Consider the following 25,269-nt stretch of genomic DNA (forward strand, 5'->3'; position numbering starts at 1 on the left):
ACCATCTTACCGAAAACAGATATGAGAGATCATCTTAAATCGGAGAGCCTTGCGTCGATGGCAGCGCGCAGCGCGCAGCGCGCAGCGCGCAGCGCGCAGCGCCCCTCCGGTCTCTGAGCGACGCCGGAGGGCAGCGATTGCCGGGGCGCGCTCAAAGCACAATGGAATTCCGTCGTCACTGTCGGACGAGCGCGCGTTCGCCATCACTGCCCCTCACTGAATGGGCGCCCGGCGCTGGCGCTTGGCCTTTGGCGCTTGGCGCTTGGCGCTCGTGGCCCCAGCACCCTGCCGCGTCCGCTCGCTCTCGTTACGGAGGCTCGCACGGAGGACAGACGCCGGGCCTTCGCCCGTAGCCGCCCCGTGCGACAGCGGTGGGTCAGTCTTGCAAAACCTTTCTGCTCCCTGGCCAGCTGGCGCAGCGCCCCGGAGCGCCACGCAGCATGATCATCATCAGGAGGACCTCAAAGCATTGTCGTCGAGCAGCGAGGTCGCTGCACGATCGAGGGAAGCTAGCATGAACTCTTTTTCGATTGTATGAGGGATATGTGTCATCGCGATTTCTGATTCCACTTCCACGCGCGCGACCTGGGCGCATGATCGCGACGGGACTGTGCGCTGGATCGCCGACGCGGGCCGGCTCCACCTCGCGTCTTCCACGTCTCCCGCGCCTCCCGCGAGCAGCGACGGCCGGGCTCACCGCCATGGCGACGGTCAGCGCGACCGCCATGGCCGCCGTCCTGCTCCTGGGCGAGCGCCCCGCGCTGGCGGACCCGGGGGAGCCGGCCGAGGTCGAGGCGCGCCGCCTCGTCCATGTGCTCGGCTACGTCGCCATGGATTATGGCGGGTGCGTTGCGAACGGCGCCGTCACCAGCGTCATCGAGTATGACGAGCAGCTGGCGCTGCTCGGCGAGGCGATCCAGGTCGCCACCCGCATCCAGCCGTCCGCGCTCGAGAGCGAGGCGGGCGACCTCGCGCAGGGCATCGTCGGCGTGCGTGAGCTCGTCGAGGCGAAGGTCGCTCCGGATCAGGTGGCCATCGCGTCCAGGGGCGCGCGCGACCGGGTCGCGGCCGCCTTCCGGCTGGCGGAAGCGCCGCTCTCGCGGCCCGACGCGGAGCGCGGCGCGGCCCTCTACCAGGAGAACTGCGCCACTTGCCACGGCCCGACGGGATACGCCGATACCCGGCGCGCGGCGACCCTGGTCCCGCACCCGGCGAACTTCCACGACGCGATCATCGCCGAGCAGCTCGCGCCCGTCGGTATCGAGTCCGCGGTTCGATTCGGCGTCAGCGGCACGGCCATGGTCCCGTTCACCTTCCTCTCCGCCCGCGACCGCTGGGACCTCGCCTTCCACGTCGCCGGCCTCCACCACCCGCAGCCCGGCGAGAGCCCGAGGCCGCGCGATCTGCCGGACTACTCCATGGTCGAGCTCGCGGTCCGCTCCGACGCGGACCTGCGCGCCGAGCTCTCGGCGCGCGGGATCCCCGCCGAGCGGCACGCGGCGCTCCTCGCGGAGCTCCGGCGGCGCGTCGCGTATGGCCGCGAGGCCGCGTCACATCCCCTCTCCGCCGCGCGCGCGGCGCTCGACAGGGGGCGCGCCGCGCTGCGAGAGGGCAGGCTCGCCGATGCGCGCGCGGCGCTCAGCACGGCCCAGCTCGACGGCATCGACGCGGCCGAGGCGAGCGTCCGCACCGTGAACGAGGCGCTCGCGAACGATCTCGGCGACGGCGCCTTTGCCCTGCGAGCGGAGCTCTCGGCAGGCGCGACGACGGAGGCGCTCGACGCGGGCATGGCCACGCTCCTGCGCGACGCGACGTACGCCGAGGTGGCGCTCGCGCGGTCCGGGGGCGCGCCAGGTCGGCTCGTGGCCCAGGTCTCGAGCCGCTTGTCGCTGCGCGAGCTCGCCGCTGCGGCGCTCTTCCTGGTCGCCCTCGCCGCCGTCGCTTCGTCGCGGAGCCGGCGTGTCGTCCACGTCGCGTCGGGCGCGGCGCTGCTGCTCGCGCTCGCCGCCTGGGTCGCGGCGGCGCTCGGGCACATGGCCGGCTTCTGGCGAACGCTCACGGCAGGCGCGACGCTCGCGCTCGCGCTCGCGGCGCTCGCCGGTACGGCGGCGCTGGCCCGGCGGCGCGAGGCGCGGCAGATGCGCTCGCACGATCCGTCGCATGACGGCCTGTCGCGAGGCGGCCGAGCGGCCGTGTTCGCGGCCGCGCTGCTGGCCGGCTTCGGCGCGGGGTTCTCGGCGCTCGATGCTGCGCTCGGGGTGACGCTCCCCGTCGCGCCGGCCGCCGTGGCCGGCGCGTCGATCACGCTCGCGCTGCTCGCCGCCGGCGCGGCGCTGGTCTCCCGCGCGAGCCGGGCGGCCGCGCGCCGCTGGGGGAGCCCTCCCGCCTGGCTCGCCTGTCTGCTGTGCGTCCCGCTCGCCGGCCGCGCCGTGGCCGCCTTCCAGCTCTGCGGGCTGCTGCCGGTCCACCGGCTGCCGCTCCCTCGATTCACCGCGCTCGGCATCTACCCTGCGGTGGAGACATGCCTCGTCCAGGCGGCGCTGCTCGGGCTCGCGCTCGCCGGCGCGGCCCGCGGGCGCCGCGCCGAGGGCGCCTGTTGACGGACGCCGCGCCGCGATCGGTAACACCCGGTGATGCCGCGCCACGATCGGTAACGCGCTCGGCTCATCGACTTCGCTCGAACGCTCCGCGCCGCGCGTCCGCGCGACTCGGCACCTACGGTATTGCGATGCGCGGTCGAGGAAGAGCGCGCCCGCAGCGCCGTGACACGGTTGACGTCACAGGGCTGTCGCCAGGGAGCTCGCCAGAGCTGCCGAGTCGCCAACAGGCGATGGCGGAGGCTTCCTCACGCCGATATATCATGTAGGGAACGGTCGCCGCGCGCTGCCGAGCTGCCTTGATTCGACAGGCTGAGCAGCGCTGCGCCGGCGAGGGGCCGAAAGCCGCTGTCTCGCGCCCGCGCCGCGGCGGCTCGCGTCGCGACCGACGCGCTTCCATTCTGGCACGCAGCGTCCTATCGTGATTGGCCGAAGCTTCTCGGAGATCCCTTCCATGACCATGAACAGCAAGCTGGCTTTTGCGCGGTGGACCAGCGGGTGCCTCATTGCGGTGCTCGGGGTTGGATGTGCCCAGATCTTCGGCTTCGATAAGTCATACGAGGTAGGGAAGGGCGGCGCCGGAGGCGGGGGCGCCGGCGGCGAAGGCGGCACCGGCGGTGCGGACGCGGGAGGCGGGGGCGCTGGCGGCGAAGGCGGCGCCGGCGGCACGGACGCGGGAGGCGGGGGCGCTGGCGGCGAAGGCGGCGCCGGCGGGGATGCGGGAGGTGGAGGAGCAGGGGGCGCATGCCCAGAGCCGCCGCTGGGCGACCCCACGCTGGAACTGTCGTTGATCGACGACATGGAAGATGACGACCATTTCATCATCGACGTGGAAGATGAAACGAACCCACGGCAAGGGCTCTGGTTCGTAGCGAACGATGGCAAGGGGACGCAGACGCCCGGAGTGGGCGAGCAGTTCGTGATGAGCCTCCTCGAAGCGCCGCGCGGCGACAGCACGTTGGCAGCGCACGTCGTGGCCGACGACCTGTTCGAGAGCTGGGGAGCCCTCTTCGGCTTCCAGCTGAACAGCGCTTCGTCGTCCCAGCTGGGCCTCTACAACGCCTCCGAGTTCAGCGGCGTCACCTTCTTTGCCTACGCCGACAAAGGCTCCTACAACAAGGTCCTCGTGGACGTCGTCGACACGCAGACCTGGCAGGATGGCGGCGTCTGCACCTCTGCTGACGGCGGATGCAGCGATCACTTCACCAAGACCATCACGCTGACGAATTGCTGGACTCAAATCAAGGTGCCCTTCGCCAGCCTCAAGCAGTCCGGCTGGGGCCAGGCGTTCGAGGCGGTCGACCTGACGAAGGTCTGGGCCGTCCAGTTCCGCTTCGCAGCGAGCCGTCAATTCAGCGTGTGGATCGACGACGTGGCGTTCTACAAGGATCCGGCGCCCGAGGCGGGGACGGAGACCACGGCCCCGTGAGCGCCGGAGCCGCGCGCGAGCTCGCGACGAGGGTCGAGCCCGCTCAGCGTCGAGACGCAGGCGCCGACGAGGTGCAACCCGAGCACGGCGCCGATCCCCTCGCCCACCCATAGTCCCTGATCGAAGAGCGGCTCGAGCCCGAGCTCGGTGAGCGCGAGGGCCGCCGCGGGCTCGGCCGAGCGGTGCGCCGCGAGGAGCCATGGCCGGAGCGCCGGGGCCATCCTGACGGCGCAGAGGGCCGCGGCGCACGCCGTCAGCCCATCGACGACGACGCCCACGCGCAGCCGCGCGGCCTCGAGCGCGAAGCCGGCCATCGCGGCGATCTCCAGCCCGCCGACCTTCGCCAGCACGTCGAGAGGGTCCGCGGGATCAGGCGCGTGACGCGCGAGCGCGTCGGCGACGACGCCGGCCTTGCGCGCGACGCCCTCCGCGTCGAGGCCGGCGCCCGGTCCCGCGAGGCTCGCCGGCGGCGCGCCCGTGAGGGCGCACAGGATCGCTGTCGCCGCCGTCGTGTTGCCGATCCCGATGTCGCCGACGCCCGCCAGCGTGACGCCCTCCGCGGCGAGCGCGCGGGCGGTCTCGGCGCCGGCCCCCATCGCGCGAGCCGCCTCGTCGCGCGTCATCGCCGGCTCGCGCCGCAGGTTTCCGGTGCCGCGCCGCACCACCCGCGGTACCAGCGGGACGACCGGCGCACACGGCAGCGCCGAGAGATCGCCCGTGAGGCCGACATCCACCGCAACGAGCCGCACGCCGTGGCGCGCCGCCAGCGCCGAGACCGCCGCGCCCCCGGCCATCACGTCCGCGAGCCTCGCCGTCGTCGCCGACGACGGGTGAGCGCTCACGCCCTCGGCGACGACGCCGTGGTCCGCGCAGAACACGGCCAGCCCCGGCGCGGGCGACGGGAGCGGGAGCTCGCCACGCACGCCGGCCCACCACGCCGCGAGCTGCTCGATCCGCCCCAGGCTGCCCGCCGGCAGGCCGAGCGTGGCCTGGTGCGCACGACAGGCCTCCATGGCGGCGGCGTCCAGCGGTGGGATCGCCGTCGTCCGGAGCGATGAGCGCGGCGCCTCGCTCGCGCGGCCCGCCGCCGGCGTGGCGGCGTCCTCGCGGTCTCGCCAGATGCCATGTTCGTGGACGACCTCATCGAGCGCGCGCCGCTCTCGCCAGCCGCTCTCTTCCAGCATCGGCCGCCGCCGGAAGGCGACCGGGTGGCCCAGGCAGAGATACGCTATCGGCTCCACGCCCGGCGGGAGGCGCAGCTCGGCGCGGAGGACGGCGGGCTCCACGATGCTGACCCAGCCGACGCCGACCCCCTCGGCGCGCGCGGCGAGCCAGAGGTTCTGCACCGCGCAGCACGCGCTCGCGCGCACCGCCTCCGGCTGGACGATGGTGCCCAGGATCGCCTCCCCCCGAGGCCTCAGGTCGACCGCGACGCACACGTTGAGCGACGCCTCGAGGATCCCCTCGAGACGGTAGGAGAGGTACTGCTCGCGCCGGCCCGCCGGAAAACGGGCGGCCTCCGCCTCACGGCAGCGAAGGAAGCTCTCGCGGATGCGCGCGCGCTGCGCCTCGTCGCGCACGACGACGAAGCCCCAGGGCTGGGAGAATCCCACGCTGGGCGCCAGGTGCGCGGCCTCGAGGATGCGCCGCAGGACAGCCCGGTCGAGCGCGCGCCCGGGCTCGAACTGCCGGACGTCGCGCCGCAGGGCGATGACGTCGTAGACCGCCTGCCGCGCGCCCTCATCGAAGGCGACGACGGCCTCCGGGACCAGATACGACGGTTCGTGTGTGGCTGGCACCGCGGTCAGCTACCACGATCGCCAGGCGATGGGCAGCCGACGGCCGCGCGCTGCAGATGGTCCCCTCGCGCGTCATCCTTCGCGCCAGCGAGCGGCGCCGGTGGGGCTGGGCAAGCGGGAGCCGACGTGCTCGGCCTCCCCGCCGATCGCGCCCATCACGAGCGCCCTCCCCGGTTGGACGCGGCTACCCTGCTCTCGACAGGCAAAACCCCTCGTATCCCCGAGCCGCGACCGCCTCGCACCGCTTTCTGTAGGCGCCGACGCCCCCGGCATAGGGCATGAGGACGCGCGGCTTGCCAGGGATGTTCGCCCCGACGTACCAGGAGCTGGCCAGCGGATACAGCGTGCCGTCGGCCACCTCTCTTGCGTGCGCGACCCACCCGTCCTCCGCCTCGGCCGTGGCCTCGATGCGCGCGAAGCCGCGCTCTCGCAGGTAGGCGATGCAGTCCGCGATCCATTCCACGTGCTGCTCGATGGAGACGATCGCGTTGCTGAACACGGACGGGCTCCCAGGGCCGGTGATCGTGAACAGGTTCGGGAAGCCGGCGATGGCGACGCCGAGGTACGTACGCGGGCCGTCGGCCCACCTCGCCTTGAGCGGCTCGCCGCCTCTCCCGCGGAGCTCGATCCGGGTCAAGGCGCCCGTCATGGCGTCGAAGCCCGTGGCGAGCACGAGGCTGTCGAGCGCGTACTCGGCGCTGCGCGTCCGGAGCCCCGCCTTCGTGATCTCCTCGATCGGCGACGCCTTGACGTCGACCAGCGTGACGTTCTCCCGATTGAAGGTCTCGTAATAGCCGGTGTCGACGCAGAGCCGCCGGGTCCCCAGCGGATACCCCCTCGGCGAGAGCGCCTCGGCGACGTCCGGGTCGCGGACCGCCGCGCGGATCCGGGATCGGACGAACTCGGCGGCGGTCTCGTTGGCTTCCCGGGACCGCATCACGTCCGAGAACGTGGCGAGGAAGCCGGTGCCGCCCTGCTCCCAGCGAGCCTGGTACGCGCGCTCCCGCTCCTCGGGCGACACCTCCAGCGCCGACCGCGGGTCGACGTCCATGATGACCCCGGCGCGCGTCTCGCGGGCCCTCTGCCGGTGCTCCGCGTAGTTCGCCTTCATCCACGACTCGTGAGCGGCCTCCAGGGGCGCGTTGCGGGCGGGCACGCTGAAGCACGGCGTCCGCTGGAAGACGAAGAGGCGCGCCGCCTGCTCGGCGATGGCGGGGATGACCTGGACGCCGGACGAGCCCGTGCCGATGACGCCGACGCGCTTGCCGGTGAAGTCGACGCCGCCGTGCGGCCAGTGGCTCGTGTTGTATCGCTCGCCCCGGAACGCCTCGAGCCCCTTGAGATCGGGCACCTTCGCGGCGGACAGGCAGCCGGTCGCCATGATCAAGAACCGGGCGGACACGCTGGCGCCGTCGTCGGTCCGGATCGCCCACCGATCCGTCGCCTCGTCGAAGGCAGCCGCGGTCACCCGCGTCCGGAGCTGGATGTGCGCGCGGAGCTCGAACCTGTCCGCGACGTGATCGAGATAACGCAGGATCTCCGGCTGCGTGGCGTATCGCTCGGTCCACGTCCATTCCTGCTGGAGCTCCGGAGAGAACGAATAGGAGTAGTCCATGCTGGCGATGTCGCAGCGCGCGCCGGGGTAGCGGTTCCAGTACCAGGTGCCGCCCACCCCGCCGCCCGCCTCGTAGACGCGGACCGAGAGGCCGAGCCGGCGCAGGCGGTAGAGCATGTACAGGCCCGCGAACCCGGCGCCGACGACGACGGCGTCGAGCGGGCCGACGGGCGCCGGGTCGCCTCCTGAACGATTCGACTGCATGTCAGACATGATGTTCACCTCCCTCTCCGGACATCGGCGCGCGAAAGGCGCGAAAGGTGCAAAATGCGCAAAATGCGCCCAATGCGCGAAACGTCGATCGCGGCCCCGCGCGATCGCGTCAGAGACGCGCGCCGCCCTGCGCTGGCGCCGGGCGTGAGGCGCGGTGGACGCGAAGCGCGAGCGCCATCAAGCCCAGGACCAGCGCCACCCCGAGGTGCACGAGGCCGCTCCACCCCAGCGCCGCCAGCAGCGCGCCGGACGAGAGCGACGCCGCGCCGCTGGCGGCGAACACGCACAGATCATTGACGCCCTGCGCCCGGAAACGCTCGGGACCCGAGCGGCTGCGCGCGACAAGGGTCGTCGCGGTCACGAACACATAACACCATCCGACCCCGACCAGCGAGAGCCCGACCAGGTGCCCTTCGAGCCCTGGAGCCAGGCTGATGACGAACCCCGCGAGCAGGAACAGCAGCCCGAGCCCCTGGAGCGCCGCGATCGACATCCGCTTCAGGAGGGCGCCGACCGAGAGCGAAGGCAGGTACATGCTCAGGAGGTGCACCTCGATCACCCAGCCCGCCTGCCGGATCGAGCTCTGCTCGACGCCGCACATCTGGAGCGGCGTCGGCACCATGATCAGGCTCATCACCAGGAAAGCGCCGGCGCCCATCGCCACCATGGGCCAGTACAGCGCGCGAGCCCCCGATTCGGGCGCGGCGGAGGCCTCCGCGACCCGCGCTTCCTGCGGCCGGTACGAGGCGAACGCGAGCGCCGCGACGACCTGGAGCGCCGAAAGGACGAGCAGGGCAGAGGGCAGCTCGCTGGACGTCCGCCCTTCCAGCAGGCCGAAGAGCGAGATCCCAGGGATGATGCCGAGCGCGCTGGCGAGCTGGATCATGGTCAGGAGGCGCGGCGCCCTGTGGCTCTCCTGCCCTTCGAGGATCGCGAAGCGGTACTGCTGCACGAAGGCGCCGTGCAGGCCGACGCCAGAGACCGCCGCGCAGAACAGCGGGAGATCGGAGCGGTCCACCGCGCGCGCCGCGAGCGCGAGGCAGCCGGCGGACAGGAGCGCCGCGGCGATGAAGCAGGGCTTGCGCCCGAAGCGGCGCATCAGCTGGCTGGCCGGCCAGGTGCCCAGGGCCGAGGACAGCACGAGCACGGCCACCGGGAGCGTCGCGAGCCGCATGTCCCTCGCGAGCCGCTCACCGACCACGCTGCCGGCGAACTGGACCGACACCACAGAAGCGATCCCCAGGACCTGGCAAAGCAGCAGGACCAGCGTGTTGACGGACGTGGCGGGCGCGGGCGAGACGACGACAGCCTGACGGCTCAAGTGACGCGCTCCACGCCAGGCAGGGCGGCCCCGTCTCCCGCGTCGAGCGCCGCGATCGCCTCGAGAGAGAGGCCCAGGCGCTGGTGGAGAAACCGCACCATCGTCCAGTGAGGCAGCGCGCCCTCGTCGAAGGGGCCGAACTCGTCCCGGTAGAGCGGCAGCCAGCGCAGCGCCTCCTCGATCGCCTGCTCCCGGCTGGCCTGCGCCTCCTGATAGTCCTCGTAGGGCAGGCTGCGGTGATGGATGAAGAAGCGGCCCGGGAGGCGCTCCTCGCACAGCTCACGGTACTCCCGCGTCTGCAAGATCAGGTAGTGCCAGACCTCGTCGATCGCCTGCTCCACGGGCAAGAACAGCCCGGCCAGCGGCTCCGGGTAGCGCGATATCAGGTAGAGGTACCGCAGGCATTCGAGCACCTGGCGCTCGACGGTCGCGGGCTCCTCGCCGGTGGTCCGCACGAAATGGCGCACCACGCCGGAGAAGAACGCGCCGTCGAGCAGCGCCTTCAGCGCGGCGGCCGTCGCCCTGGGTCGTTCCATCGTCACGAGCCACCTCGCTCCGCGGCCTCGCCGCCCTGCACCAGCCATGCGTACTTCCCGGACTTGCCGATCGCGATGTGGGCGCGGTGATCGAGGACGCAGTCGAGGCCGGCGCCCTCCCAGATCCGCTCTCGCAGCGCGCGCGCCGCGGCCGGGGCGACGGGCGCGCCGTCGAAGGTTGTATAGAGCAATCGGCCCCGCCGCTGTCCCTCCGCGTGGAGCTGATAGACGAAGATGGACGGCGCGGAGACGGCGATCCAGTCGTCGAGATCGGCCTGCGAGATCGGGCCCCTCGGCTGCGCCCAGAGGAGCTCCCGCTCGCGCCCGCAGAACCGGCGGATCCGGAGCGGATCGGGGGTGCCGCCGACCGTCTCGGCGCAGTCGCCCGAGCGATAGCGGATGAGCGGCATGCAGGGGTTGCGGACGCTCGAGACGATGAGGCTGTAGATCGCGCTGCCCTCCTCGACAGGGATCAGCTCGAGGTGCATCTGGTCGAGGTGAGGCCAGTAGCGGCCGTGACGATCGCTGTAATACAGATATCCGAGCTCCGTGCTGCCGAACAGGTCGACGATCGGGCACTCGAAGTGCTGCGCCAGGAACCGCCGCACGTTCCTCGGCGTGAGCTCGTAGGCGTGAACGATGCTGGCCGGCCTCGGAAAGCGCTCCCACGCTCCAAAATCGAGCGCCTTCTTCACCAGGTGAGCCAGGTGATAGCCATCGCAGTCGACGTGGTAAAGGCGTCGCGGGTGCGCCTCTCGGACGGCGGTCATCTCGGCGAGCATGCGCTCGACGTCGCCGCGATCCCAGAGCGCCGGGTCGAGCCGCAGGTTGATATAGAGCGTCCGCGCGTCGAGCCGGCGATCCTCGAGGCTGGGGAGCGCCGGCACCTCGGCGCCGCGCCGCCTCGCGGCGAGCCGCGCCACGTGCTCTGTCGCGAGCACCGTGGTGATCGAGGCGCGCTGGCAGCCCTCATGCCAGGTGACAGCGATGTCGGGGTGCTCGCTCCACAGCCGGTAGTACGACTTCAGGAGGAAGAACGGCGGGCGGATGATCTGCATCCGCGCGTGGTTGGTCCCTGTCGAGAGCACGAGCTCTGCCTCGCCGACCTTCAGCGCCTCGGCGAGCCTCGGGGTCATCCAGTTGTCCGGAAAGCCTCTTGCGATCTCCGGCTTCTCCAGGATCGGGAAGGAGCCCTCCTCGATCGACTGGCGGTAGATAGGGATGTCCCTGACCTGATCGATCATCGCTGCGAGCGTCGGTCCGTGGGCGTCCATGGGTCGACTCCAGGAAGAAGGTTGAACGGCCATCGAGAAGCGCAGCACCCATTCTTCCGGGCGCGCGCGGGCGAGGCAGAAGACCACGAGAAGATGAACGTGGTCCTGCCGCCTCGCCCGCGCCCCCGGAGCCCCGTCAGCTGATACAGCCGGCCTTCTTCGAGATACAGCCTTCCTTCCGCGAGATGCAGCCGGCCTTCTTCGAGACGCAGCCGGCCTTCTTCGAGATACAGCCGGCCTTCTTCGAGATGCACCCTTCCTTCCGCGAGATGCAGCCGGCGTCGAGGGTCGGCCCACCGGACGAGTTGGCCGCAATCCACTGCTTCCAGAGACGATCCTGGGCGATCTGGCGAATCAAGTGTTCCATTCGAACCTCCGATGATGTGATGGTGGACGATGCAACCACGGCGCACACGTCCACAACCCGCGCAGGGCTGCGGTCGTGGGCTCGACGGTCCGGCAGACACGCTTTGTGAGCAGCCCGACCGTCTGGCTGACTATACGGTTCAACCCAAAGGGGTCAAGGAGGGCAATCCGCGGGTGCATCGCGCCGCCCGGCCATCTAACGAGTCGATCGCTCCAGGCCCAGTGGAACTATTTCGGCGCGCAGAAGCGAGACGATCGCCGTTCGCCGGTTCCGCCGGGTGGATCCAGCGCGATACGCTCCTTGCTCCCCCTTTCGAAAGCGAGCGCGAGAATGACCCGAGAGCTCCGTTCCCTCATCACAGGTTCCAGCAGCGGCTTCGGCCGCGCGACCGCCGTCACCCTCGCCCGCGCGGGACACCGCGTCTTCGCCGCGATGCGCGCGATCACGTCGAAGAACGCGGGGCCGGCGTCCGAGCTCGCGGAGCTCGCCGCGCGCGAGGGGCTCGCGCTGCGCGTGATCGAGCTCGACGTGACGAGCGACGCCTCGGTCGACGCGGCCGTGGCGCGCGTGCTCGACGAGGCGGGCGGCGTCGACGTCGTGATCAACAACGCGGGCGTCCTGTCCCAGGGGCCGCTCGAGGCGTTCACGGTGGCGCAGGCCGAGGCCACGTTCCAGGTGAACTACCTCGGCGCCGTGCGCGTCAACCGCGCCGTGCTGCCCTCGATGCGGCGGCAGAAGAGCGGCCTCCTCGTCCACGTGAGCAGCGCCGTCGGGCGGGTCGTGACGCCGCTCTTCGGCCACTACAGCGCGAGCAAGTTCGCGCTCGAGGCGATGGCCGAGTGCATCAGCTACGAGCTCGCGCCCCTCGGGATCGACGTCGCCATCGTCGAGCCGGGCGCGTTCCCGACGACCGGCGTGATGGCCAACGCGATGCAGGCCGACGAGGCCCGAGCGGCGGAGTATGGCGCCCTGTTCGCGCTCGCCACGGAGCTGTGGAAGCCGGTGATCGAGACGATGAAGCGCCAAGGCCCGCCAGACCCGCAGCAGGTCGCGGACGCGATCCTGAGGCTCACGGCGCTGCCGACCGGGGAGCGGCCGCTGCGCACGGTGCTCGACCCGCTGGGCAACGGCGCCGTGGAGGAGATCAACCGAAAGACAGCGGACGTGCAGCGGGCGTACATCGCGTGGATGGGCCTCGGCGGCGTGCTCGGGCGAGCAGGCGGATAGCGCGCCGCCGCGGGATCCGCGGGGCGCGGAGATCTCCGCGCCCTCTTGGGACGCAAACTATCTCCGACGTCCCGTCGCAGAGCGAATGTCAAGACCGAACCGGGTTGCCAGCCTGGCCCGCGGGCCCGTGCACCAGCAGCTGAAATGAAACACCGTGTCCATCCGTCGCTGCGTCGCGCAACGCGCGTCATTCGTCAGCGGCGCTCCGCAGACTCCGCTGCGAACGGGAACCCGTGCGGGAGTGGCCGAGTGGCGCAGGATGAAGTGATTTTCGCCTAGAGGTGCGAAGGGCGGCCGGGCTACCCTGGAAACGGGTCGTCGGCCTTTCTGCCCGAGCGCAGCCGCTCGTGTTCGTCCTGGTCCTGCCCGAGCGCAGCCGCTCGTGTTCGTCGAGGTGTGTCGTGAGTTTGAGAACGTCTTATCTGGCTTTGGCCGTTGGATTGCTGCAAATAGTCGCCGCCTGTGGTGGGGGCGCGCCCTCCACGGGCGAGCCTGGCACAGGCGGCGCGGGGAGCGTGACCTCCAGCGGCTCCGGCGACGGCGGCAATGACTTCGGCTCGGGCGTCGCCTCTGGCGGCGGCGGAAGCGGCGGCGGGCCCGATCCCTGCGCCGTCGACGACCCGCCCCCCGAGTGCCTCTTGCCCCAGGAGCCCGCCTGCGGCGACGGCGAGATCAACCAGGCCAGCGAGGCGTGCGACGACGGCAACAGCCTGCCCGGCGATTGCTGTTCCGGTCTGTGCGAGATCGAGCCTTACTGCGCGTGTCCGACGCCCGGCGAGCCGTGCGTGCTGACCATCGCGTGCGGCGATGGCGTGGTCGATCCCGGCGAGTTCTGCGACGACGGCAATACCGCGGACGGCGACGGCTGCAGCGCAGACTGCATCTTCGTCGATCCCTCGTACGTCTGTCCGAGGCCGGGCGAGCCGTGCACGCTGCTCTACGACTGCGGCGATGGCCGCGTGAACGGCTCCGAGGAGTGCGACGACCGCAACGAGACGGCCGGCGACGGCTGCGGCGCGGACTGCAAGCGGGAGGCGGGCTTCGTGTGCCCGAGGCCCGGGCAGCCGTGCGAGCGCCTGCCGGTCTGCGGCAACGGCCTCAAGGAGGCCGGCGAGCTCTGCGACGACGGCAACGCCGCGAGCGGCGACGGCTGCTCGAGCCTCTGCCGACAGGAGTCCTTCTACGTCTGCACGACGCCCGGGCAGCCCTGCGAGCTCCTGATCCGGTGCGGCGACGGCGCGGTGGATCCGGGCGAGATCTGCGACGACGGCAACACCCAGGACGGCGACGGCTGTAGCGCGGACTGCAAGACGCTGGACCCGCTTTACGCGTGCTCCGAGCCGGGGAAGCCCTGCATCCTCCTCTATCGCTGCGGCGACGGGCGCGTGAACAACGGCGAGCAGTGCGAGGACGGCGACGACCCGCCCGCGTCCGGCGACGGCTGCAGCGCCACCTGCATGCGCGAGCCCGGCTTCGTGTGCTCGCGGCCCGGGCAGCCCTGCACGCGGCTCCCGGTCTGCGGCAACGCCGCCCTGGAGAGCGGCGAGCAGTGCGATGACGGCAACACCGCGAGCGGCGACGGCTGCTCGAGCCTGTGCCGGCAGGAGGCCTTCTACACCTGCCCGACCCCGGGTCGGCCCTGCACCCTCCTCTACTGGTGCGGCGACGGCGCGATCAACCCGGGCGAGGTCTGCGACGACGGCAACACCGTGGGCGGCGACGGCTGCAGCGCGGATTGCAAGGCGGTCGACCCGATCTACACCTGCCCCAAGCCGGGTCAGCCCTGCACCCGCCTCTACTGGTGCGGCGACGGCCGCGTGAACGACGGCGAGCAGTGCGAGGACGGCAACACCCGGAGCGGCGACGGCTGCAGCGCCACCTGCATGCGCGAGGAGGGGTATCAGTGCAGCCGCCCCGGTCAGCCGTGCACCCGGCTGCCGGCCTGCGGCAACGGCCTCAAGGAGACCGGCGAGCAGTGCGATGACGGCAACACCGCGAGCGGCGACGGCTGCTCGGGCCTGTGCCGGCAGGAGGCCTTCTACAACTGCGCGACCCCGGGGCAGCCCTGCGAGTTCTTGATCCGGTGCGGCGACGGCGTGCTCAGCCCGGGCGAGGTCTGCGACGACGGCAACACCGTGGGCGGCGACGGCTGCAGCGCCGACTGCAGCGGGGTGGACCCGATCTACACGTGCACCACGCCGGGCCAGCCCTGCACCCTCAACTACTGGTGCGGCGACGGCCGCGTGAACGACGGCGAGCAGTGCGAGGACGGCAACACCCGGAGCGGCGACGGCTGCAGCGCGGACTGCATGCGCGAGCAGGGGTATCAGTGCAGCCTGCCGGGCCAGCCGTGCACGCGGCTGCCGGCCTGCGGCAACGGCCTCAAGGAGACCGGCGAGCAGTGCGATGACGGCAACACCGCGGGCGGCGACGGCTGCTCTAGCCTGTGCCGGCAGGAGTCCTTCTACAGCTGCCCGACCCCGGGGCAGCCCTGCGTGCTCTTGTTCCGGTGCGGCGATGGCACCGTGAACCCCGGCGAGATCTGCGACGACGGCAACACCGCGGGCGGCGACGGCTGCAGCGCGGATTGCAAGACGGTGGACCCGGCGTACGTGTGCCCCGAGCCCGGCAAGGCCTGCGTCCTCGTCTTCCAGTGCGGCGATGGCCGGGTGAACAACGGCGAAGAGTGCGACGACGGCCGCAAACCGCCCGCGTCGGGCGACGGCTGCACGGCGGATTGCCGGCTCGAACAGGGCTGGATCTGCAAGCCTGGCCAGCCCTGCACCGTGAGGACCTATTGCGGCGACGGCACGGTGCAGCTCGGCGAGCAGTGCGATGACGGCGGCGGGGAAAACCCTGTCGGCGGCGACGGCTGCACAGCGCAGTGCAAGATCGAGGTCGGCTGGACGTGCCCGCCGGGCGGTGGGCGCTGCACCCCGCCGCCGGCGCCCGTGTGCGGCGACGGCAAGATCGGCGGCACCGAGGTGTGCGACGACGGGAAGCAGCCCCCGGCGAGCGGCGACGGATGCAGCGCCGATTGCAAGACGATCGAGAACGGGTGGGATTGCTCGCGCGTCGGGTTCCCCTGCAAGACCGTCTGCGGCGACGGCGTCAAGAACGGCGCCGAGCAGTGCGACGACGGCAATCCGTTCTCGGACGACGGCTGCGACGAGACCTGCCGGATCGAGCCCGGGAGCGTCTGCGACAACGGAGAGCCCCAGGATTGCACGGGCTTCTCCGTCTGCGGCAACGGCATTCGCGAGGGCACCGAGGCCTGCGACGACGGCAACCGCAACTGGCGCGACGGCTGCACGCCGGACTGCAAGGGCGAGCCGAACTGCAGCGGCGGCGCGTGCATCTCGAAGTGCGGCGACGGCATGCTCCTGCCCGGCGACGCCACCGAGGCGTGCGACGACGGCAACACCGTGAGCGGCGACGGCTGCTCCGCGACGTGCACGATCGAGCCGGGCTACACCTGCGCCGTTCAGCCCAGCGAGATGCGGCTGCCGATGGTCATCCGCGACTTCATCGGCTGGTGCCCGGAGGACTACAACCGCAACGTCAGCAACACCGCCTGTGACAACAACCTGAACGACACCCTCGTCGGGCACTTCGATTTCGAGATCACCCCGAGCGGCAATCAGATCGACAACACGGTCCAGGCGACGCTCGACGCCGCCGGCAAGCCCGTGAGCAGGTTCGGCCCCGGCTTCGTCACGCCGAGCGACGCGAACGGCTGGACCTCGGGGCAGAACAACTTCCAGTGGTGGTACCGGGACAACCCGACCTACAACAGGACGCTCGTTACCACCATCGAGCTGACCCCGCAGGCCGGCAGGTACGTGTACCAGCGGAACCCGTTCTGGCCGGTGGACCGCGCCCCGCCGAACGGCGATCCCGTGCTCAACAACCTGGTCTCCTCCGGGCAGGAGAAGGCGCAGGATCAGGGGCACAACTTCTACTTCACGAGCGAGGTGCGGTACTGGTTCCAGTTCACGCCGAACGGCGCCGCGGCCGATCCGGTGCTCACCTTCTTCGGTGACGACGACGTCTGGGTGTTCATCAACAACACGCTGACCGCGGACATCGGCGGCATCCACGGGCAGCTCCAGGAGAGCGTGACCATCCTGGACAACGGCAACGCCCAGGTGACCCCCTGCACCCAGAACGTCTGCCCGGCCCCCCGCACCCCCTACCCCGTCAACCTGAACCTCCAGGCGGGCAAGGTCTACGAGATCGCGGTGTTCCAGGCCGAGCGCCACATCACCGGGTCGAACTACCAGCTCACGCTGTCGGGCTTCAGCGCCGGCACGTCGGTGTGCACGCCGCAGTGCGGGGTCGACCCGCCGGTCGTGACGCCAGGCGAGGAGTGCGACGACGGCAGCAAGAACGGGACGGCCTACGGCCAGTGCAACAACTGCCGGCTCGGGCCGTACTGCGGCGACGGCATCAGAAACGGCATGGAGACCTGCGACAACGGGGTCAACAACAGCACGTACGCCAACGCCTCGAACGCCTGCGCGCCGGGGTGCGTGGCCCCGCCCCGGTGCGGCGACGGCGCGGTCAACGCGCCGTACGAGGCGTGCGATCTCGGCTCCGGCAACACGGCGAACGGCTACGGCGGCTGCACGCGCGAGTGCCAGATCGGGCCGTACTGCGGCGACGGCAAGAGGAACGGCACCGAGGGGTGCGACGACGGCGTCAACGACGGCTTCTACGGCACCTGCAACCCGAACTGCACGCCGGCGCCGATGTGCGGTGACAACCACGTCGACGCCGACTGGGGCGAGGAGTGCGACAGCACGACCGACCCGAGCTGCGTGCGCTGCCAGCGCGGCGAGCACTGCGGCGACGGGATCACGCAGCGGGACCTCGGCGAGGACTGCGACGACGGCGTCAACGACGGCGGCTACGGCCAGTGCGGGCGCTCGTGCCTCTACGGGCCTCGCTGCGGCGACGGCATCGTCCAGTCCGAGGAAGAGCGCTGCGACCTCGGCAGCGCCCAGAACACCGGCGGGTACGGCGGGTGCACCGCCAGCTGCAACTACGGTCCGTACTGCGGTGATGGCATCAGGAACGGCGCCGAGGGGTGCGACGACGGTGTGAACGACGGCGCTTACGGCACCTGCAACGCGAACTGCACGGCGGCCCCGAGGTGCGGCGACAACCACGTCGACGCCGAGTGGGGCGAGGAGTGCGACAACGCGGCCGACCCGAACTGCCTGAACTGCCAGCTCCCCCCGCAGTGCGGCAACGGGATCACGCAGCCGAACCTCGGCGAGGAGTGCGACGACGGCGTGAACGACGGCGGCTACGGCGAATGCGGGCGCTCGTGCCTCTACGGGCCGCGCTGCGGCGACGGCATCGTCCAGTCCGAGGAAGAGCAGTGCGACCTCGGCAGCGCGCAGAACACCGGCGGGTACGGCGGGTGCACCGCCTCCTGCAACTACGGTCCGTACTGCGGCGACGGCATCAGGAACGGCGCCGAGGGGTGCGACGACGGTGTGAACGACGGCGCTTACGGCACCTGCAACCCGAGCTGCACGCCGGCGCCGAGGTGCGGCGACAACCGCGTCGACACCGAGTGGGGCGAGGAGTGCGACAACGCGGCCGACCCGAACTGCGTGAGCTGCCGGCTCCCCAAGCAGTGCGGCAACGGGATCACGCAGCCGAACCTCGGCGAGGAGTGCGACGACGGCGTCAACGACGGTGGGTACGGCCAGTGCGGCCCTGCGTGCCTCAACGGGCCGCGCTGCGGCGACGGCATCGTCCAGCCCGGCGAGGAGGACTGCGATCTCGGCGAAGGCAAGAACACCGGCGGGTACGGCGGGTGCACCGCGACCTGCGACTACGGGCCGTACTGCGGCGACGGCATCAGGAACGGCGCCGAGGCGTGCGACGACGGCGTGAACGACGGCACCTACGGCACCTGCGCTCCGGGCTGCACGCCGGCGCCGAGGTGCGGCGACAACCGCGTCGACGCGGACTGGGGCGAGGAGTGCGACAGCACGACCGACCCGAACTGCGTGAGCTGCCGGCTCGGCGCGCACTGCGGCGACGGGGTGATCCAGCCGCAGTTCGGCGAGGAGTGCGACGACGGGATCAACGACGGCGAGTACGGCAAGTGCGGTCCCTCGTGCATCTTCGGGCCGCGCTGCGGAGACGGCATCGTCCAGCCGGTGGAGGAGGACTGCGATCTCGGCGAGGGCAAGAACAGCGGCGAATACAACGGGTGCGACGCCCTCTGCCAGTACGGGCCGTACTGCGGCGACGGCCGCGTCAACGGCACGGAGACCTGCGACGACGGCGTGAACGACGGCTTCTACGGGAGCTGCATGCCCGACTGCAGCCCGGCGGCGAAGTGCGGTGACCGCCGCGTCGACGAGGAGTGGGGCGAGCAGTGCGATCCCCCGAACGAGGCCACGGGCTGCAGCAACAACTGCCGCCTCGGCGGGCAGTGCGGCGACGGCGTCGTCCAGCCCGGCGAGCAGTGCGACGACGGCAAGAACGACGGCGGCTACGGCCAGTGCGGCCCGCGCTGCCAGCTCGGCCCGCGCTGCGGCGACGGCATCCGCAACGGCCCGGAGCAGTGCGACGACGGCGACGGCAAGAACACCGGCGGCTACGGCAAGTGCGCGCCGGGCTGCGTCTACGGCCCGTACTGCGGCGACGGCAAGGTGCAGAAACCCTACGAGGCGTGCGACGACGGCAACCGCACGGGCGGCGACGGCTGCAGCCTGACCTGCCAGTTCGACGGTTTCCCCAACTGATCGAGCGACGGCGGGCGCGCGGGGCGAAGGCGTCGTTCGACGCCTCCCCCGCGGGCCCGCGACGCCCGAGCACCGCGCGTCGCTCGGGTCGACCTCCTCCCAGATACAGCCGCTAGCTCGCGATCGATCGCCGCCGCTCGTCCGCGACGGCCGCCCTCGGCGACCCGCGCCGCGGTGCCTTCACCAGAACCGGCCGACGAGCCCCGCCCCGCCGAGCCCCGGCCCGAGGATCGGCACGGCCGAGAGCTCGAGCATCGGGCCGCCCGTGCGCGCGGGCGCAGGGTCCGTGCGCGCGGGCAGCGGCGGCGGGTTCGGCGTGTCGAACGCGTAGAACACGAAGCCGCCGAGGGCGAACGCCGCGGCCGTGCCGAACAGGCCCATGGTCGCGTTCGCGAGCTCGTCGCGCGTGTCGAGGTGAGCCTGGTAGTCGCCCAGCTCCTCCTCGGAGATCCCCTGCACCGCGCGCTTGTCCGCGATCTCGCGCGCCGTCTCCTCTTCCGCGAGGCTCGAGGTCAGCGTCAGCACGCCGACGCCGGCGGACAGGACCCCCACCGCGACGAGGCCATAGGACATCTTCCGCTGGAAGGAGCTCGAGAGGCTCACCTCGATGACACGGCGCTCGCCGCGGCGGAGCGTCAGCTCGCGCGAGAACGGCGTGTGGCCGTTCTTCGTGGCGACGAAGAACCGCTTGCCGGGGGCGACCTGGAGGGGCGGCAGCGGCGTCGTGCCGACGAGGCGCCCGTCCAGCGTGACCTGCGCGCCGACGGGGGCCTTCACCTGGAGGAGCGCCGGCCGCTCGCGCAGCTCCCGGTCGATCCCGAGGATGTCCCCCTCGATCGCGACCACCTCGCGCTCCTCGTCGACGTGGCCGTCGGCCGTGATCTTGATCCGGTGCTTGCCCGGCTGCACCTCGGCCATCAGCGGCACGTCGGCCAGCGCGCCGCCGTCGATGGACACGCGGGCCCCCGCGGTCGGCGAGGTGACGTTGATGCGGGTCCGCGGCCTGACGTCGGCCGGCGTCGCCTCCGCCGCGGCGGGCGCGGCGGGCGACGACGGAGCGCTCGCCTCGAGGCGCGCGGCCATCACCCCGAGCTCGCTCAGGGCCTCGGTCGCGTCCGCTCGTCGCCCGCCCTGCGGGACCTGCTCCAGGTAGCGCCGGTAGTTCGCGATGGCCGCCCGCAGCGCCTCGGGGCTCTGCTCGACCACGTACAGGCGCCGGTAGGCCTGGGCCAGCGAGAACAGGAGGGCGGGGCGCGGCGCCTTCCTGTACGCCGCCTCGAACGACTGCACCGCGTCGCGGTACCGTGTCGCGGCGTAGGCCTGGGCGCCGGCGTTGTAGAGCGCCTTCGCCTGCTCGATGTCCTCCTCCGCCGAGGCCGCGCTCGGCGCGAGCGCGGTCGCCGCGAGGGCCATGAGCACGGCGCATAGCGAGGTCTTCATCGGCGGATCGGGACTCCTTCGTGGACGCGGAGCGCGCCGTCGCTGAGCACCGCGAGATCGTCGACCCCATCGCCGAGGACGTCGCACGTCGCGATCGCAGAGCCGCCGGGGAGGCCATCGAGCTTGCGGATCTCGCGCTGGCCGAGGTCATGGCAGTCCGCCGCGCCCTCGCTGCACACGTCGAGCGCGTAGGCCGCGCTGCGCGTGAGCACGACGAGCGACCTCCCTGCCCCCGCGTCCACGCGGGCGAAGTCGGCGCTGGTGACCTCGCTCGCCAGGTCCTCGAGGCTGGGGTCGGGCGCCTCGAGCTCGATCGGCGCCTCGATCGTGCCATCGCCCGTGTTCCAGAAGACGGCGAGCCGGCTCGCCGTGATCCTGCGGGTCCCTGGCGCCAGCTCGTACGCGATGCCCACGACGTCCGCGTGCCCGTCGCCGTCCATGTCGCCGGCGCGGAGCCCCCCGTACAGCCTGTGAGGCGCGGGCGCGAAGGCCGCCTCCGGCGCCTCGAAGGCGCCGCTCGCGCTACGGCGCACGAGGGCGATCGCGCCGGCCAGGGCCGGCGTCCCCGCCTCCGCCGCTGCGTCCTCCTCCGCGACCTCGATCGGCAGCGAGAGGACGAGCTCATCGGTTCCATCGCTGTCGAGATCGACGGCGACCCCATCCAGCGCCCACGCGGGCTCCCGGGAGGGAACGAGCTCCGCGGGGAGCGAGACGCGGTGCTTGGCCTCGTCGGCCATGGCGATGGCGCCCGAGTCGACCGCCGGCAGGAGCCAGAGCTCGGCCGAGCCCCGGGAGGAGCCAGGGTTCGGAGGCGCGATCGTCAGCGAGGCGACCTCCGCCCGATCGCCCCCGAAGCGGCCGGCGATGCTCCTCACGGCGCGCAGCTCGCCTGCCTGCCGCACGTCGCCCGAGCGGACGAGCGGCAGCGGCGGCAGCAGCGACCGCGAGCTGCTGCCCTCGATGAGGCTGAACGCGACGTCCCCGCCGTGCGAGAAGAGCACGCTGATGTCGTCCACGGCGTCGTCCGGCTCGGGGAGCCGCACCGCCGCGATGTCGAGGAGCCCCTCGAAGGCGCCGAGCCGCACCGGCGGCTCCGGCGCCTTCATGTACCGGCCGAAGCAGACGGCCAGCGTCGGGTGATCCGCGCTCGACAGCGAGCTCCCGGCGCTCTCGGCGAACGAGAGGTCCGGCAGGAGATCGCCGTCGAAGTCGCCCACGACGAAGCTCGAGACGTTGCCCAGCGTCGGGATCTTGAGCTCGTTGAGCTTGAAGTCGGAGGCCTGCGCGCCGGGGACGCCGTTGAAGAACGTCAGATCCGTCGCGTCCGCGGAGCCGGCGACGACGTCGGGCGCGCCGTTGCCGGTCAGGTCTGCGATCACCGCGCTGGTCCAGCGCCGGCCGTTCGCCGGCGCGAGCCGGCCGAACTCGACCTGGTAGGGAGGAGACGGCCGGGCCTCTCCGAGCCTCACGGCGTCGGGATCCACGATGTCGATCACGCCGTCGCCGTTGAGATCACCGATCGCGACGGGGGCCCCGAAGCCGGGCAAGCGCTCGGAGCTCATGTCGCCCGCCGGGTACGAGAGATCGCCGTACGGCGCCAACTCGCCGAACGCGCCGCCGCCTGCGCCCTCCGCGACGTCGAGCTCGTAGCAGGGCGCGTCCGCGGGCAAGCGGGGGTCAGGCTGCGCGCACGTGGCGCCCACGAGCAGATCGAGGACGCCGTCGCCGGTCACGTCCCGGAGGAAGGCCGCGCCCGCGATCCGCGCGCCGGCCGGGAGCTCCACCGCGGTGTGCGCGCCGTCGTCCGGCGAGTAGATATGCACGGCCGAGTCGTCCGTGAGGGCGACGACCACCTCGTGGAGCGGGCCGCCGCCGAGCTCCGCGCTTGCGAGCGGACCGGCGACGTCGCGCAGCCCGCGCTGCCGATCGATGAGCGACAGCCGGCCGCTCTCCGACCCCTGCACGACGGCGATGACGTCCTCCGGCGCCGCCCCACGCATGTCGGTCCCGACGACCAGGGCGACCCACGTCTGTCCGTCGTCGCGCGTGCTGCCGACGGGCAAGAGCCGCGCGCCGCGGAGGGTCGTCGTCTCGGACGCCGCGCCGAGCAGCGAACCCAGGCGAAACACGGACGCGAGCACGGGGACCGGCGCGAACGTGCGGCCGGGCTCGCCGCTCAGGATCGCCACGCCAGGCCCCACGCTGAGCGCGATGTCCGTCGTCCCGTCGTCGGTGAGGCGCGCGAGCGCGGGCGTGTCCCCCGCGGAGGGGATCGACACCTGGGTCCCCACCGTGCTGTTCGCATCGAAATAGAGCGCCTCGAGGCTCGTCGAGCCGACGCCAACGAGATCGCCGCGGCCATCGCCGTCGAGATCACCCGTGATCAGCCGCTGCGCGCCGAGCGGCAGCGCGGCGCCGAGCGGCTTGAAATTGCCCGTGGAGACGCGGCACACGCGGTCGACCCCGCAGCCCCACCCGCTCGGGCACTCGTGGTCCACGTCGTCGCACGAGAAGCGGCACTCGTTCTCGCTTCCGGCCGGGTTGCACATGGTCTTCGAGGTCGCGCCCTGCGCATCCCGCGTCGTCACCTCGCAGGGCTCGCTGGCCTCGAAGCAGTCGCAGTCCTCGTTGCGCGACGGCTCGATGACGCCGTTGCCGCACACGCCCGGGGAGATCTCGCCGAGCTCCTCGCATCCGGTCGAGCCGGCAGCCGCGACGAGCAGCGCCGCGGCACCCCCGATCGCCCGCACCCGTCGCCTGAAGCTGGGCCGCGCGCGCATGCTCACTGGAACGGGTTTTCCAGGTCGCCCTTCCTGACGGCGCCCCGCGCGGTCGACGCCGCCCTCTTCAACGCCACGGTGAGCGCGCCGTCCGCTTCGGCCGGGACCTCCTGCGCCTGGTCCTGGTACCCGGGCGCCTTGAAGGTGAGCTTCACGGCGCGACCGCGCGCCAGGCGCAGCGGCCCCGGCGCCTTGCCGACGAGCTTGCCCTCGCTCCACACCTCGAGCTCCTTCGGCGTCGCCTGGATCCGCAGCTCGACGTCGGGCGGCGCCGCGTCGGCGCTCGCCGCGGGCGCGGTCGCGGCGGTCGCCTCCAGCGACGGAGACGGCGCGGCCGACTCCGGCGCGGCCGCGGCGACGGCGGAAGCCGGCAGGACCGGGGCGACCAGCGCGGCCGACTCCGCTGCGGCCGATGCGTGCGCGCGCAGCGCATCGGCCACCGGCTCGCCGTGCCCGAGGTGCATGTGCCCGAAGTGCAGCGTGAGCGCCGCGGCCACGGCGACGCCGAGGACGGCGGCCGCGGCGAGCGCCGCCCTCCGCCGCGGCGCCGCAGCCGGCGTGCTCTCCAGCTTGCCCGGCAGCGATCCCTGCAGGAGCGTCTCGTTCCCGTGCAGCCCCGAGCTCGCTTCCGCGACGGGACCGCGCTGCGTCGGTGCGAGCCCAGCGTCCAGCGGCGCCGCGGCCGCGGCGCGCGCGCGGCGCCCCGCGGCGGCCTCGCCGGCGCCGCGCCCGACGGCTGCGTCGCTCGCCCGCAGCAGGCCCCCGGGCAGCTCGTACCCCGCGCCGCGCGCGGCCTCCACGAGCGCCACGGTCGCCTCGAGCAGCGACGCCGGGCGGCTCGCGGGGTCCTTCTCGAGCATCCGCAGCAGCGGCGCGTCGAGCGCCGGCGAGAGGTGCGTCGCCACGGTCGACACGGGGGGCGCCGCCTCCGACGTGTGCTTGATCAGGAGGTCGAACGCGTTCTCGGCGTCGAACGGCGGCGCGCCGGCGAGCAGCTCGTGCGCGAGGATCCCGAACGAGTAGATGTCCGTCCGGTGATCGACGTTCTTTCCGCGGCACTGCTCGGGGGACATGTAGAGCGGCGTCCCGATCAGGTGCCCCGTCCGCGTCTTGTGCACCGCGCCCGAGGACTCGCCGAGCAGCTTGGCGATGCCGAAGTCGAGCAGCTTCGGGAAGATCGCGCCGTCCTCGTCGAAGACCAGGAACACGTTCTCGGGCTTGAGATCGCGGTGCGCGATGCCCGCGGCGTGCGCGGCGTCGAGCGCGCGCGCGATCTTGACGAGGATGGGCAGCGCCTCTGCGGGCGGGAGGCGCCCGCGCTTGCGGCGGTAGGCGTCGAGGGTCATCCCCTCGAGCAGCTCCATCACGTAGTAGTGCCGGCCGTCCTCGAGGGCGCCGAACGAGAAGATGTCGATGATGTTGCGGTGCCTGATCTGGTTCACGGCCCGCGCCTCCGCGACGAAGCGGGAGACGAGCTGCGGGTTCGCGGAGCACTGGCGGCTCAGGACCTTGATGGCCGCCGCCTTGCCGATGACGGGGTGGATCGCGCGGTAGACCGTGCCGAAGCCCCCCGCCCCGATCTTCGCCTCGACGCGGTACTCGCCGACCGGGGTGCCCGGCGCGAGCTCCGGATCGGCGCCGGGCGGCGCGGGCTCCGCCGCGAGCGTCTCGCCGTCCGTCGCGCAGGCAGCGACGCCGTCCGCATGCTCGGTTCGGCACGTAGGGCATGTCGACATGAGAAATCCACGGAGAGCGTACACGGGGAGCGCGGCGCAGCCCAGAGCCCCGAGCGTCGCAAACCGGCGAGAGCCCCGCGCTCCGGCGGGCGGGCGCAACGTGGCGCGTCCCTTCGGCGCCGCGTCGTTCGTCGCCGCTCGCCGCTCGCCGCTCGCCGCGTCGAG

The 25,269-nt window shown here is 72.1% G+C and carries 13 protein-coding genes; 4 read left to right on the top strand and 9 right to left on the bottom strand.

All coding sequences use genetic code 11. From position 1 onward, the window contains the following. Positions 1-701: 701 nt before the first annotated feature. Complete coding sequence (locus WMF14_RS27435) at positions 702-2,600, top strand: c-type cytochrome (RefSeq protein WP_437790752.1); 1,899 nt, start codon at positions 702-704, stop codon at positions 2,598-2,600. Positions 2,601-3,051: 451 nt separating this feature from the next. After that, a complete protein-coding gene (locus WMF14_RS27440) occupies positions 3,052-4,026 on the top strand; it encodes a hypothetical protein (protein ID WP_437790754.1) in 975 nt (324 codons plus the stop codon). Here the strand turns inward: WMF14_RS27440 and cobT are convergent. The 6 genes from cobT to WMF14_RS27470 form a co-directional block, all read right to left on the bottom strand. After that, positions 3,978-5,825, bottom strand: a complete 1,848-nt coding sequence (gene cobT, locus WMF14_RS27445; protein WP_437790755.1) for a nicotinate-nucleotide--dimethylbenzimidazole phosphoribosyltransferase — start codon at positions 5,823-5,825, stop codon at positions 3,978-3,980. The genes WMF14_RS27440 and cobT overlap by 49 nt on opposite strands. A gap of 184 nt (positions 5,826-6,009) precedes the next feature. Next, on the bottom strand, positions 6,010-7,653 hold the full coding sequence (locus tag WMF14_RS27450) for a flavin-containing monooxygenase (protein WP_437790757.1): 1,644 nt from the start codon (positions 7,651-7,653) through the stop codon (positions 6,010-6,012). A 109-nt stretch (positions 7,654-7,762) separates the two neighbouring features. After that, positions 7,763-8,974 (bottom strand): MFS transporter, encoded by a 1,212-nt coding sequence (locus WMF14_RS27455; RefSeq protein ID WP_437790758.1) that lies wholly within the window; start codon positions 8,972-8,974, stop codon positions 7,763-7,765. Next, positions 8,971-9,510 (bottom strand): glycine-rich domain-containing protein, encoded by a 540-nt coding sequence (locus tag WMF14_RS27460; RefSeq protein ID WP_272093849.1) that lies wholly within the window; start codon positions 9,508-9,510, stop codon positions 8,971-8,973. The genes WMF14_RS27455 and WMF14_RS27460 overlap by 4 nt, the downstream gene beginning before the upstream one ends. 2 nt (positions 9,511-9,512) lie before the next feature. Beyond that, positions 9,513-10,784 carry a hypothetical protein gene (locus tag WMF14_RS27465; protein WP_437790759.1) on the bottom strand — a complete coding sequence of 424 codons (1,272 nt, stop codon included), beginning with the start codon at positions 10,782-10,784 and terminating at the stop codon, positions 9,513-9,515. Between the two features lie 136 nt (positions 10,785-10,920). Beyond that, complete coding sequence (locus tag WMF14_RS27470; RefSeq protein ID WP_437790760.1) at positions 10,921-11,151, bottom strand: hypothetical protein; 231 nt, start codon at positions 11,149-11,151, stop codon at positions 10,921-10,923. A gap of 330 nt (positions 11,152-11,481) precedes the next feature. On the opposite strand from WMF14_RS27470, the gene WMF14_RS27475 reads away from it, so the two are divergent. Continuing rightward, on the top strand, positions 11,482-12,378 hold the full coding sequence (locus WMF14_RS27475; RefSeq protein ID WP_437790761.1) for an SDR family oxidoreductase: 897 nt from the start codon (positions 11,482-11,484) through the stop codon (positions 12,376-12,378). Positions 12,379-12,818: 440 nt separating this feature from the next. Next, entirely contained in the window at positions 12,819-19,148 is a 6,330-nt protein-coding gene (locus WMF14_RS27480; protein ID WP_437790763.1) for a DUF4215 domain-containing protein, read from the top strand. 180 nt (positions 19,149-19,328) lie between these two features. Here the strand turns inward: WMF14_RS27480 and WMF14_RS27485 are convergent, their stop codons facing one another. From WMF14_RS27485 to WMF14_RS27495, 3 genes are read right to left on the bottom strand one after another with little or no spacing between them, the layout of a single operon-like run. Next, positions 19,329-20,588 carry a PEGA domain-containing protein gene (locus WMF14_RS27485; protein WP_437790764.1) on the bottom strand — a complete coding sequence of 420 codons (1,260 nt, stop codon included), beginning with the start codon at positions 20,586-20,588 and terminating at the stop codon, positions 19,329-19,331. Further along, positions 20,585-23,368, bottom strand: coding sequence for an FG-GAP repeat domain-containing protein (locus tag WMF14_RS27490; protein WP_437790765.1), 2,784 nt, complete (start codon positions 23,366-23,368; stop codon positions 20,585-20,587). Before WMF14_RS27490 ends, WMF14_RS27485 begins: the two co-directional genes overlap by 4 nt. Before the next feature lie 2 nt (positions 23,369-23,370). Further along, positions 23,371-25,104 carry a serine/threonine-protein kinase gene (locus WMF14_RS27495; protein WP_437790767.1) on the bottom strand — a complete coding sequence of 578 codons (1,734 nt, stop codon included), beginning with the start codon at positions 25,102-25,104 and terminating at the stop codon, positions 23,371-23,373. Positions 25,105-25,269: the final 165 nt, after the last annotated feature.

This window comes from Sorangium sp. So ce693 (assembly GCF_051521375.1).
Classification (GTDB): Bacteria; Myxococcota_A; Polyangia; order Polyangiales; family Polyangiaceae; genus Sorangium; species Sorangium atrum.